We start from the raw sequence: 12,747 nt of genomic DNA, 5'->3' as shown, positions 1-12,747 counted from the left end.
GAAAGCATTCAGTCCTCAAATGTAATAGAGACGTCCTTCTTCAGAGCCAAGCGGCATTCGGCTTCCATGCATTTTATGATACCGGAGAGGACCGGGCATGCGGCATGGACGGGAAAATGCTCTTTGGCATAGTCGAAAAAAATACCCTCGCCGGGCTTCTTCAAACACACCTCATAAGCGTCGAACGTAGTGCCGAGCGCATCCATCATCGCACGGATACTATCACAGCCGGATTTTACGGTCACTTCGACGGTCATCTGGTCGTCAGAGTGCGCTTCTGCGCTTGTGATAAGTCCGCATATACCGGGATCGATCTTTACTTTTGTCATAGCTTTTCCCACCTTTCCTTTAAGACCACTATACTGCTTTTTACAATAAGATGCAACCGATAAAAAGAGGGATAAATATTTGAATTTTGAGCGGGGAGGTGTATCATAAAGGTAAGAATTTATTGAAAGGGGATGCTCTTGTTGCGGGAGCTTACAGTACAGACAGATTGCGGATTGATAAAGGGAATGGAAGAAAACGGCGCGCTCGCATGGAAAGGGATCCCATATGCACAGCCGCCCGTTCGCTTTTCCGCTCCGCAGCCCGTGGAAAAATGGAGCGGGGTACGCGACGGAACGCGGTTCGGCCCGTCATGTCCGCAGGAGAATGAAAAACGCGCTCCTATGGCGGAGGACTGCTTATATCTGAATATCTGGTCGCCGGATACGGAAGGGGCGCGGCCCGTTATGTTTTTTATCCACGGAGGCTCATTCGCAGGCGGGAGCGCAAGTGAACCGGCATATAATGGGGCGAACCTCGCGCAAAAGGAGGACGTGGTGGTCGTAACGGTCAATTACCGCGTAGGGATCCTCGGATTTCTGGATTTCTCCTTTCTGGATGAAGCGTTTCGGCCAAACTGCGGACTGCTTGATATACTTGAGGCGCTGCGGTGGGTAGGAAGAAATGCGAAGGCTTTCGGCGGTGATCCCGGAAATATCACTGTGTTCGGCCAATCGGCAGGCGGTACGCTGACAAGCGTGCTCCCCACACTTCCGGCAGCGGAGGGGCTTTTCTCCAAAATCATCGTCATGAGCGGGGGACCTACGCTCCTGCAGGGTAAGGAGGAGGGGCAGAGGACGGCGCGCGCGTTCCTTGCGCTTTCGGGAATTGAAGGCGCGGACGGACTGCGGCATATACCGGCGGAAGCCCTGCCTGAATTGCAAAGAAGCTTTGTGGCACAGTATGGCCTCGGAGCAGGAACGTTTCGCATCTCGGTAGATGAGGATGTCGTTCCGGATTATCCTATCCCGGGCGTCAAAAACAGGACGGTAAGGATCCCTATGCTGATCGGAACGACGCGGGAGGAGATGTCGTTTCTTCTGATCAAGCCCGTTGCCAAGGCGCTGGATGTGGATGGAATCATGCAGGCGGGCGTCGGACATGAGACGCCCGAATGTGTCGAACGCATCCCGCGCGTTTACGAGCGGCTCTATGGAAAAAAACGGGGACAGGCACTTATGTTTTCCGATATGGTGTTCCGCATGGGGAACGTCTGGTATGTACAGGAATACAGCCGCCAGTGCGATGTATGGATGTACCGTTTCGATTATGAGACTGCGGCGATGCGGGTCAGCGGGCTCCATTCGTTCCATTCGAGCGACATCCCCTTTGTGTTCGGAAATTTCCGGGAGGGAATGGGAAAACTGATGTTTTTGTTTTCTCCGTCGCTCAAACGTGCGCGTAGGCTCTCGCGGGAGATACAGCATGATTTTGCGGAATTTGCCCGTACCGGGCGCGCAAAATGGGAAAAATGCGGAGAAGGGCGTATCCCTGCAAAATGTTATAATAGCAAATGCGGCGTTTATCCGGCAGTAGAGGCGGAGATCGTTCGGCAATATGAGGGAACGCATTTCCAAAAGACGAGCTTTTCAAGCTGCCGCGAAAACTAATGGCGGCGCGTGCTTGCCACGGCGATAGATTTCTGCCGCCGGATAGAATATAATGTAGGAAAGCAATAACGACCGAGGAAAGGTATATCGCATGGGCACACAAGAACGGATAGACGGATTGAAAAAGGAATTTAAAGAGCTGTTGTTTTCTACCGGGCGGGAGGGTATAGAGGGCCTTCTTGCGTGGCTTGACGAAACGGATTTTTATTCTGCGCCGGCCAGCACGTCTAAACACGGCGCGTATGAAGGCGGGCTGCTGAATCACAGTATGAACGTATACAAGCTGCTCGTCAATTTCAATAAAAATATCAAGTGCGAGCGCGAGGATTCCCTTGCGATCGCAGGGCTGCTGCACGATGTGTGCAAAACCAACCTGTATGTGAAAGGCATTAAAAACGTCAAAACGCCCGGGAAACGGGAATGGACGGAAAAAGAGGTCTATCTGATCGAGGATGAGCTTCCGATCGGGCATGGAGAAAAATCTGTCTACCTGCTGATGAAGCACATCGACCTTACGGAGGAAGAAGCCATCGCGATCCGTTGGCACATGAGCGGATATGACGATGCCGCGCGCAGCTATATCGGCGGCATCACACAATCGAAAGCATTCGAGAAGTATCCGTTGGCTCCGGCGCTGGCGATCGCAGATATGTATGCGACTTATTTTGCGGACTGAATAAGGAAATACCGCTGCCAATGGCTCCGGAACGCAAATACAGGTTCGGAGCCGCACCGGTTTCACGATCTGCCGTATAGCATTTTTATACTCTTGGCGGTTTGAACTGTTTGTATTTTATTTTTAAAATGTGATATATTTAAAAATCATGAAAGATTCTGAAATGAGATTGAAAAATATGAAAAAGCAAACAACTGCATTGAAGGCTTTTTTTCAGGAGCTGGATCTGGAGTATGAGAAAGGCGGTGCGCGGGAGGCAGAGGAATTCCTGCGGAAGACCGTGGATCGGTATTCCCGCTGCGCCGGGGGATCCGAGGAGGTCTATATTGCCGCGTTGAGCGAGCTTGGCGGGCTATACAGGGGTATGGGAAAATATGCCGAATCGGAAAAAAGCCTGTTGCTCGTGCAGGAAAAGATAGCCGGACGTTTGGGAACGGACAGTATGGAATATGCGACGAATCTCAACAATCTGGCGGGAACCTATCGATTGATGGGAAAAACAGAGGAGGCGCTTTCCTGCTTTCAAAAAGCGAAAAGTATTTACGAAAGAACTGTTGGAAAAGAGGACTATTTTTATGCGGCGCTGCTGAACAATGTGGGGCTTTTATATCAGCGGATGGGAGAATATGAAAAAGCGGCCCATTCAATTGAAACCAGCCTTGCGGTCATAGAAAAATTAGGAAATAGAGAGGAGGAGGCCGCCACGGCGCTTACGAATCTCGGCGTTATATACCGCAACCTAAAGGATGAGAAAAAGGCGGAAGAGAGCGTCGGAAAAGCGCTTGAGAAATTTAAGAAATGTGCGTCCGGCAGCTATCATCTCGCAGCGGCAAATAATACTATGGCAGCATTGCTGTTCCGAAAAGGCGATTTTTGCCGCGCAAAGGAATATTTTATATCCGCGCTCGGGGTCCTGAAAGCCACTTTAGGCGAAAACGAAGAATACGCGATCTGCTGCGGCAGCCTTGCCCTCACTTGTCTGAAGCTCGGTGAGAAAAAAGAGGGGGAAGATTTTGCAAAGCAGGCTGCGGAAATCTATGAAAGGCTCTACGGGGCTGAACATGAAAAAACGCAAAACGCAAAAAGGATGCTGAAAGGAATGAATGATATATTATGAAAGGGTTGGAGCTCTCCGAAGAATATTTTTGGCAGGTCGGTTATCCGGTATTATGCAAACGTTTGGGAGACATAGCAGACTGCGCGGCATACGGTTTAGCGGGAGAAGGCTCGGAATGCTTTGGATTTGACGACGACCTTTCCCGTGACCACGACTGGGGGCCTGCCTTTTGTATTTGGCTTTCCGATGAAGACTTTGAGCAATACGGACGAGAATTTCAGAAAGTATATCAGGGCTTGCCGGGAGAATTTGCAGGATACCCGTGCCGCAATACGACAGAGCAGGGAAGCGGCCGAGTGGGCGTGATGCGGAGCTCTGATTTTTACAGAAAATTTACCGGATGCCCGCAGGCGCCTGATAGCCTGGGAAAATGGAGGGTGATACCCGAAAAATTTTTGGCGATGGCAACAAACGGCAAAGTGTTTCAGGATAAGAAAGGCGGATTTTCCGCTGTCAGGGAAAAGCTCCTGAATTATTTTCCGGAAGACCTGAGGATCAAAAAGATCGCGGGAAAAGCGGCGTTGATGGCGCAGTCAGGACAGTATAATTATATGCGCTGCATAAAAAGAGGAGAACAGGTCGCCGCGCGCTTTGCGCTTTCTGAATTTATGGATAAAACGATCAATATGGTATATCTTTTAAATAAAAGATATATGCCCTTTTATAAATGGGCGCACAGAGGCATGAAGGGGTTTGCAGTGCTTCCGCAGATGTATGTGCTGCTGGGCAAAATGGTACAGGAGACAAGCAGCGAGGTCATCTTTGACATGGTCGAGCATATCAGCGGCCTTGTGATAGAAGAACTCAGGCGCCAAAAGCTCACAGATGTGAACAGTGTTTTTTTAGAAGACCATTGTATGAGCATTCTGAGCAGGATTCAGGATAAAAGCCTGATGAGGCTCCATGTGATGGCGGATTAAGCAGAGAAAATGGGAAATAAGGATGAGACGATGAGCAAAAGGAGAGTGGAAACGATGCAGAAAGAGGCGCTGATCGAAGAGATCGTCGGAATAGAGTGGAACATGTTCGATAAGGTGAATAATTTAGGCGGGCGCGCAAGCTGTCAGGATGACTATACAACCTTTCACATCATGCGGAAATCGCAGTTTCAGGCATGGAATATCCTTGTGCTGGAAAGCTATAAAAACGATTTGATGACCGCCCGAGAAGAAAGAAGAAATTTGCTTACGGAAAAATATGCATATATGATGGAGTATACGCACGCGGATGAATATGCAAAAATCGCTCATGTTCTTCCGAAAGTTTCCGCTGAAAAATCAAGCAATATCGATAAGATCACCCAAATATACATGCGCCAGACCGAACAGCTTGCAGAAGAATATCCTAAATATATGGCAAGAACAAGGCCGATCCATGCGCAGGATGACCGGCATTTTACCTCTATAGAGACGTATCTTCGGTGTGAGCTGAAAACGTATTCAGAAAATACGGTAAAGGAGTATTGGAATTATTTGCAGGAGCTGGAGAAAACCGGCGGTAAGATCGCCTATATGATATGCGAAAATATCGCAAAATGTTATGGATATAGTTCACTTGCAGACGCAGAGAGAGGCATAAAGGAAAGGTAAGGTAAGAGAAAAAACAGCAGTATGCGCGCGCTGGAGGCATAAATTTCAGGCGTTGGTATTGACGTAATGTTTTTTTGGTGTTATAATCAGAAAAACGGTTTATTTGTGGATGGAAAAGCAAATACTGCGAAGTGATAAATGAATAGAGAGCTGCCGAAGCTTTCTCAATACATGACAGCAATCAATCCTATCGGGCAGCGCTCAAATAAGGCAATATAGCAGCAGAAGATACAAAAAAGAGAACAGCATACGGAGATATTTAGTACAATACAGAAGTATTCATAGCAGAAAAAGGTTTTTCTGCAAAGGATGGCTTCATTGGTTGGAAAAACGTTTTACAAATAAAATTCAGGAAGTAATGGGGGAACGAAATGGAAGGATATGTTTACAATATACGAAGATATTCGAGACATGATGGGCCGGGAGTGCGAACGACAGTATTCCTGAAGGGGTGCCCGCTGCGCTGCCAATGGTGCTCCAGTCCGCAGACATGGAGCCTGAAACCGGAGCCGGTCTTTCTGGCATCAAAATGTATTGGCTGCGGAAAATGCCTGCATGCCTGCAAAAATGGCGCGATCAATATGCTGCCGGGCGCGCACAGGATCAATTACTCAAAATGTATAAAATGCGGCGCCTGTGCGAAAGCCTGCCCCTCGCAGGCGATTCGGATGGACGCGCAGAAAATGACCTCAGAGGAGGTCGTGGACATTGTCGAGCGCGATAAAAAATATTATCGTCCTACGGGCGGCGGTATCACGCTTTCGGGCGGCGAGGTGCTGGCACAGGCGGATTTTTCGGCGGACATTTTACGGCTTTCTCAGGAAGCGGGCATACACACATGCATCGAGTCCAGCGCCTATGGATCATGGGATGCATTGGAAAAAATACTGAAGCATACGAAGATCGCATATTTTGATTTAAAGCATGTAGATGACGCAGCTCATAGGGAATTGACGGGAGTTTCAAATGAGATCATCAAGCAGAATATAGAAAAAGCGGCAAAATCCGGACTTTGCAGGGTGGTGGTCAACCTTCCGGCGATCCCCGGGATGAATGATTCGGAAAAGAACATTCGCGCCATGGCTTTCTTCCTGCATGAGATCGGCCTGTCGGAAGTAAAATATCTTTCGTTCCACAAATTGGGGCAGCATGAATATGAGGAGCTCGGATGGGATTATCCGGTAAAGGACCTCCCCGCGAACGAGCCGGAGGAAGACGACGACAAGAAGGCGTTTTTTGAATCTTTGGGGATTCATATCGTAACAAAGTAAGACGGTTTTAAAGCTGTGAATATATCAAACAAATATAGGAGGGAGCAAATATGTTATTTACTGGTAAAAATTATAAAGTGCGGAAAAGAGAAGAAGAGACGCCGCGTATCAATGCGCTCAAAAAGAGATTTTTGAGCGACAAGTTCTACGTAGATATCCAAAGAGCGAGGATCGTTACGGAGTCCTATAAGAAATCCGAGGGATATCCCATGGTCATACGCCGTGCGATGGCGTTCAAGGACATCATGGAAAATCTTGATTGTGTCATTCAGGATAATGAACTGATCGTCGGCGCGCAGAACGGTTCCTCCAACAGAAGCGCGAGCGTATTTCCGGATTCCCGGGTCGATTTTATTCGGGATGAGATCGATATTTTCGAAACGCGTGCGGCAGACCGCTTTATCGTAAGGCCGGAGGTCAAAAAGGAGCTTCTGGAGGATATCATTCCCTATTGGGAGGATAAATGCCTGCATTCGAATATGCTGAAAACGCTGCCGGATGAGACACGCCGCCATCAGTTGGCCGAAAATCAATGCGTAAACGGTTGGTGCGCCTTTGCAAACGGCCCGGGGCACTATGTTCCGGATCATGAAAATCTGCTGAAAATGGGCCTGAAGGGGAAAAAAGAGCAGGCGGAAAAGGTTTTGGCGGAAATCGACATGTGCGATAAAGAGGGCATCAGGAAGATGCACGACCTGCAGGCTATGATTATGACGATAGACGCGGCCATTACGTTCGCACACCGGTATGCGGCAAAAGCGCGCGAGATGGCGGAAAAGGAAGCCGATGAGACGAGGAAAAAAGAGCTGATCCGAATCGCCGAAACCTGCGAATGGGTGCCGGAAAACCCGCCGCGCAACTTCTATGAAGCGACACAGTTTGTTTGGTTCACAGAACTGATCACACAGATCGAAACGAACGGCGTGTCGATCGCACCGGGCAACTTCGACAGATATATGCTGCCGTATTACGAAAAAGACATCGCGGATGGCACAGAAACGCAGGAATCGATCGCGGAAATTTTGGGCTGCTTCTACATCAAGCTTGCGGAAATGGTGGTGCTGTATGACACGCAGCAGTCTACCTTTATTGCAAACTTCGCAATGGGCGAGCATTTGAGCATCGGCGGCACGGATAAGTATGGCAGGGATGTCACGAACGAGCTGTCCTATGTCTGTCTGCAGGCGCAGATGGACGTTGGTCTGTTCCAGCCGAATATGTCGGTAAGGTGGCATAACAAGTGCCCGGATAATCTTCTGAAGGAGGGCCTGCGGGTCGTCAGCGTCAGAAATGCGATCCCGCAGATCATCAATGACGAGGTATTTGTGGAGTCTATCCTTTCGCGCGGCGTACCGATGGAGGAAGCGCGCGAATATGCATGCGCAGGCTGCTCGGAGGTCCAGCTCCCGGGGAAAACGGCCTCTCTCCTGATGATTTGGGTTTCAGACCTGAAGGTTTTGGAAAATGCTCTGAACAATGGCCGCGATATGATGACCGGAAAACAGTTTGGACCTAAGACGGGCGAGGTCGAGGAATTCACCTGCATCGAGGATGTAATACATGCCTATGAGGAACAGCTGAAATATTATTATAAGCAGGCGGCTATCATGATGAATACGGAAGCCGATGTCCACCGGAGAGTACAGCCGCTCCCGTGGATGTCCGTAACCAATGGCACCTGTATCGAAAAGGGAACGGAGATCTGGCGCGGCGGTGCAAAATATTATTGGACCTCTATGATCGCTTTGGTAGGCATGGCAAATGTCGGAAATTCCATTGCGGCAATCAAGAAAGTATGCTTTGACGATAAGCTCTATACGCTGAGAGAAGTTATGGATGCATGCAAGGTAAACTTTGAGGGACATGAGGATATGCGGCAAGTGCTTCTGAACGTAGATAAATTCGGAAACGACATCGAATGGGTCGATAAGATCACGGTAGATATGATGAATCTTTCCTATGAATTGGGGCAGAAATATGTCGACGACAATGGTATCGTGCATGAATTTAAGGACCCGAGGGGCGGAGAGCTTCCGCGTTCCATGTGGCCGTCCTATCTCACAGTCTCCGCAAATACGGCCTACGGGAAATACTGCGGCGCGAGCCCGGATGGAAGATTGGCGACAACACCCTGCAGCGATAGTATCTGCCCGACGCAGGGTTCAGATTCACATGGACTTACCGCTATGCTGAATTCTATGGCGCAGCTTGACCAAACGCAGGCTACGGGCGGCGTTATCTTCAATGTAAAGTTCTCGCCGGACGCGCTTTCCACAGAAGAAGCGTTGGATGATACCGTCGAGGTAGTGAAATCCTATTTCCGGAACGGCGGCGCGCAGATCCAGTTTCAAGTGACCTCGCATAAAACGCTGCGCAGGGCACAGGAGCATCCGGAACAGTACGGAGACCTGATGGTTCGTATCACAGGATATGCGGCATTGTTTACAGAGATCACTCCTGAAGTACAGGAGGAACTGATTTCACGTACACAGTATGAAGAATTGGCGTGATTTGCGCATATAAAAGTGCTTCGGGGGAATGCCGCAGGGTATTCCCCTTTGGCATCTTGTGAAAAAGGACGAGGATTTTATGATAGAAAAATTTTATGATGAATTAGAGGAAGTATATCAGACAGAGGATGCTGCTGCGATAGAAGGCTTTCTGCAAGAAAGTATGTTATCATCCGGCAGCGGAAGTACGAATGGTATCCGTATCGCAGCCTCCAATGAGCTGGGGAATTTTTATTTAAATAACGGAAGGCCAAAAGAGGCGGTAAATTCTTTTCAGCAGGCAAAAGCCCTTGTTTTGGAAACGTACGGCCCACGCTCTCTGGAATATGCGAATATTGTGAATAATTTTGCCAATGCCTGCCGGGTAAGCGGGGATATGGATGTAGCTTTAAGGGAATATGAGGAAGCGCTTGCAGTCTATCGGGAACTCGGCAAAACGGAGGGATATTTCTATTCGGCAGCGCTCAACAATATTGCTATCATCTATATACAGAAAAAGAGGTATGATGATGCCAAGGCCGCCCTTCAGCAGGCGTTGGCAAGTACCGAACAAAAAGCGGACCTGTTGCCGGAAAGGGCGGTCGCCCTTACCAATATGGGAAGCCTTTATATGTATGAAAAAAAGCATCAGGAAGCGCTGAAATATGTAAAAGAAGCCATTTCTATCTATGACGTACTGCCTGATGAAAAAAAGACCAATATGGCCGCGGCATATAACACCTTAGGCGACCTGCTCGTGCAAGAGAAGCAATTGGAGGATGCCGCTGCGGCGTATGCTGCGGCTAAAGCACTTATGGTTCAGTTTTGCGGGAAAAACCTTGAATATATTACTATATGCAGGAAGCTGGCTATGGTTTACAGCAAGCAAAAGAACTATCGCAAAAGGGATGCCAAGGTGAAGGAAGCATTGGATATCATGGAGAAGTTAGGATTCAGCGGCACAAAGCTCTATGAGGATACCAAAAAAATAGGCGAACAATAGCAAAAGTCTTCTGTTGCTTTGGATAGGAGGAAAACGTTGATGAAATATATCGTATTCAGTCAGCATATCAGGAAATCGGAGGAGTTCAGCAACATTCGCGCGGCCGTAAATATCATTATGGATTATAACGGTGAAATGACCTTTGCCGCAGAGTATGACCGGACGCACAAGGAAGCGGACGGCGATGTTCCCCGGACGGCAAAGGAGCTGAAAGAGAAAAATAAACGGCAATATTTTCTGCAGATGAAAAAGCATATCCAAAATGAGGCGGCCAAGCTTACGGAAACGCTCGAAAAAACAAAGCCGGGCGAGGTGATCCGCTATCATTTGTGCGAAATCAAAGTGCAGGAGGATGATGGAAACAGCTGCGCGTTTGGGATTGGCGGAGGGTGCTGCAATCCGCCGGATGCCCTGTAAATGAAAAGTTTATAGTCAAATATATCGATTTGCTTAACATAATAGCAGGCTTGAGCAGTTTTAGCTGTATGCCTATGATCTGTTTTTCTTTGGCTCGTGAGGCTGATTGGAAGCACGGGAGGAAAGACGGGCACATCTGCCAGCAGAAAAACAAATTGCATTCCTACCGGAGAGGCTGCGGGCAGTGAACTGAAAAAAGTGCGGGAGCTTGCTGTGATAGTAATTTCAGAAAATGAATTTAAGGAAATGGAAATGATGCTGTAAAGGAGAAAAAGATATGCTGAAAGAACGGGCACGGATTTATTATCAGGAAAAAGACTATAATTGCGCAGAGGCAATTATTCGTGCTGCCAATGACGAATATGCTTTGGGGATAAACGAAGCAGGGCTGAAAGCCTTCGGCGGATTTGGAGGCGGCATGCAGTGCGGAAGCATTTGCGGTGCCGTATGCGGCGGAATCGGAGCGATAAGCACAAAGGAAATAGAGACATGCGCGCATCAAACGGAAGCCTTGCACCCCAAATGCAGAGCGATGATGAATGCCTTTAAGGAGCGGTTTGGAAGCGCGTTTTGCGCCAAGGTTCGCAAGGAAAATTCAAACCCTGTCGAGCATTGCTGGCGCGTCGTAGAGGGCGCGGTAGAGATTTTGGAAAAAATTATGGAATAGCATATACTTATTATGCAAAATATGTTTCGTGCATTATTTTATAATACGAAAATGAAAAATGGGAGAAGCGGCAAGAAGAGTGCGTAAGATCTTTTGGCGGGCATATCGGCACTGGCGGAAGATATCGCGAAGAGGATTTTTGCTTCGGGGCTTATAAATAAAACATGATAGGAGACGAGTTATGGATGCGAAAGAAAGAATTGAAAAGGTAACCCGTGCAATGCTCTGTATGGAACGGTATCCGTGGGAACAGGGAGAAGCATCTCAGGCTCTTTTAGAATTAGGGGATTATGAAAATGCTTACTTGATGGCGCACGATGCCGTATTGCGGCAATCGCCTGATGGTAGACTGGGAACAACATTTTATCGCGATCATGTGGCCATGTTCGGCGACACAAGTACGGTAACGGATGCAGTAAATAATGGGCAGGCGGTTCTGTATTTCGCTGAAAAAAACCATGACGCTTCCTTTTTGGAAGCTGCCCGCAAACAAATAGCGTTCTTGATGGAAACTGCGCCTCGCGCCAAGAATGGAGCGATTAGCCATGTTCTGGATCATCCGCAGGTATGGGTGGATTCCATTCATCACTGCCCGCCATTCCTTGCGCAGATGGGTGAACAGGAAGAAGCGGTGCACCAGATAAGGGCGATGCGTGAGCTGGTATATGACTCGGAGACTAAACTGATGTATCATGTGTGGGACGATGTGAAAGAGGAATATGTGAATTCTGATTTCTGGGGGATTGGCATGGGGCTGGCACTGATGGGAATGGTTAAGACAGTACAATATTTGGAAAAGGAAGAGCAAAAAGAAGAAATCAAAACATATGCAATGGAATTGCTGGACACACTTTTGCTTTATAAAGATAAGAGCGGAATGTTTCATAATATTGTCAACGATCCGGATACTTTTTTGGAAGCAGACCTTTCTCAGGAAGTAGCGTGCGCCGTTTATTCCGGAATCTACCAAGGATGGATACCACGATCCTATCAGAAATATGCGGATGAAATGAGAAAAATGGCACAGGACTGCGTGGATGAATATGGATTTGTGCGGAATGTGTGTGGAACGCCCACTTTTGCCGCGTTAAGTGTTTCAGTAGAAGCACAAGCAATGTTTCTGCAAATGGAGGCCGCTGCAATCAGGCTGGGGCTGTAATAGCGAAAGAGGAACATTGCACATTTATAGATTCGCTTTTATGCAGTAAAAGGGATTCTCTGTATAAGCTTAAAATATAGAAGGTGCGTGTACTGCCGGCCGTGATTTTAAAGCAGACATGAAAAAAGGACATGCCTGCTTTTTATATCTGGAAAATAGGCGGCAAACCTAAAGGAGGGAGCAAAAAAGGAATATGGACGAACTGTAAGGGAAATAATTGCCGATTTAATGGAGACGGGCAGCGAAAGGCTGAACGTGCTTTCCATTCGATGTAAAATCATTTCACGATCGAATGAGGGAACTATAAAGCCACCTATATAGATAGTGTTTACCTTAAACTATAATAGTCTTGCCCTATTTAAAATAGGACAAGACTATTAAACCTACTTTTTTTATTATTGTTTTAACTTAACCTATGGCGC

Annotated in this window: 12 protein-coding genes; 11 read left to right on the top strand and 1 reads right to left on the bottom strand. The window is 47.9% G+C overall.

Annotation, left to right across the window (positions count from 1 at the left end; genetic code table 11):
- Nucleotides 1–8 precede the first annotated feature (8 nt).
- Nucleotides 9–329 carry a DUF6951 family protein gene (locus tag PUP29_RS05600; protein WP_079546749.1) on the bottom strand — a complete coding sequence of 107 codons (321 nt, stop codon included), beginning with the start codon at nucleotides 327–329 and terminating at the stop codon, nucleotides 9–11.
- 141 nt (nucleotides 330–470) lie between these two features.
- Between PUP29_RS05600 and PUP29_RS05595 the strand changes: the two genes are divergently transcribed.
- The 11 genes from PUP29_RS05595 (at nucleotide 471) to PUP29_RS05545 (ending at nucleotide 12,325) form a co-directional block, all read left to right on the top strand.
- Nucleotides 471–1,937, top strand: coding sequence for a carboxylesterase/lipase family protein (locus tag PUP29_RS05595; protein ID WP_353423970.1), 1,467 nt, complete (start codon nucleotides 471–473; stop codon nucleotides 1,935–1,937).
- A gap of 91 nt (nucleotides 1,938–2,028) precedes the next feature.
- Nucleotides 2,029–2,613 (top strand): HD domain-containing protein, encoded by a 585-nt coding sequence (locus PUP29_RS05590; protein ID WP_079546751.1) that lies wholly within the window; start codon nucleotides 2,029–2,031, stop codon nucleotides 2,611–2,613.
- A gap of 178 nt (nucleotides 2,614–2,791) precedes the next feature.
- Nucleotides 2,792–3,730, top strand: a complete 939-nt coding sequence (locus PUP29_RS05585; protein WP_353423969.1) for a tetratricopeptide repeat protein — start codon at nucleotides 2,792–2,794, stop codon at nucleotides 3,728–3,730.
- Complete coding sequence (locus PUP29_RS05580) at nucleotides 3,727–4,650, top strand: DUF4037 domain-containing protein (protein WP_079546753.1); 924 nt, start codon at nucleotides 3,727–3,729, stop codon at nucleotides 4,648–4,650. Before PUP29_RS05585 ends, PUP29_RS05580 begins: the two co-directional genes overlap by 4 nt.
- Nucleotides 4,651–4,680: 30 nt before the next feature.
- On the top strand, nucleotides 4,681–5,319 hold the full coding sequence (locus PUP29_RS05575; protein WP_353423968.1) for a DUF4125 family protein: 639 nt from the start codon (nucleotides 4,681–4,683) through the stop codon (nucleotides 5,317–5,319).
- A 371-nt stretch (nucleotides 5,320–5,690) separates the two neighbouring features.
- A complete protein-coding gene (locus PUP29_RS05570) occupies nucleotides 5,691–6,590 on the top strand; it encodes a glycyl-radical enzyme activating protein (protein ID WP_079546755.1) in 900 nt (299 codons plus the stop codon).
- A 50-nt stretch (nucleotides 6,591–6,640) separates the two neighbouring features.
- Complete coding sequence (locus tag PUP29_RS05565; protein ID WP_079546756.1) at nucleotides 6,641–9,100, top strand: glycyl radical protein; 2,460 nt, start codon at nucleotides 6,641–6,643, stop codon at nucleotides 9,098–9,100.
- Between the two features lie 79 nt (nucleotides 9,101–9,179).
- Complete coding sequence (locus PUP29_RS05560) at nucleotides 9,180–10,082, top strand: tetratricopeptide repeat protein (RefSeq protein WP_353423967.1); 903 nt, start codon at nucleotides 9,180–9,182, stop codon at nucleotides 10,080–10,082.
- Nucleotides 10,083–10,121: 39 nt separating this feature from the next.
- Nucleotides 10,122–10,499, top strand: coding sequence for a hypothetical protein (locus tag PUP29_RS05555; RefSeq protein WP_079546758.1), 378 nt, complete (start codon nucleotides 10,122–10,124; stop codon nucleotides 10,497–10,499).
- Nucleotides 10,500–10,776: 277 nt separating this feature from the next.
- Nucleotides 10,777–11,166 (top strand): C-GCAxxG-C-C family (seleno)protein, encoded by a 390-nt coding sequence (locus PUP29_RS05550; RefSeq protein ID WP_079546759.1) that lies wholly within the window; start codon nucleotides 10,777–10,779, stop codon nucleotides 11,164–11,166.
- Between the two features lie 181 nt (nucleotides 11,167–11,347).
- Nucleotides 11,348–12,325 carry a glycoside hydrolase family 88 protein gene (locus PUP29_RS05545; protein WP_079546760.1) on the top strand — a complete coding sequence of 326 codons (978 nt, stop codon included), beginning with the start codon at nucleotides 11,348–11,350 and terminating at the stop codon, nucleotides 12,323–12,325.
- Nucleotides 12,326–12,747: the final 422 nt, after the last annotated feature.

This window comes from Christensenella massiliensis (genome assembly GCF_040409835.1).
Lineage (GTDB): Bacteria > Bacillota > Clostridia > Christensenellales > Christensenellaceae > Christensenella > Christensenella massiliensis.
The sequence above is the reverse complement of the archived record's forward strand: the minus strand, read 5'-3'. Positions and strand labels throughout refer to the sequence as shown.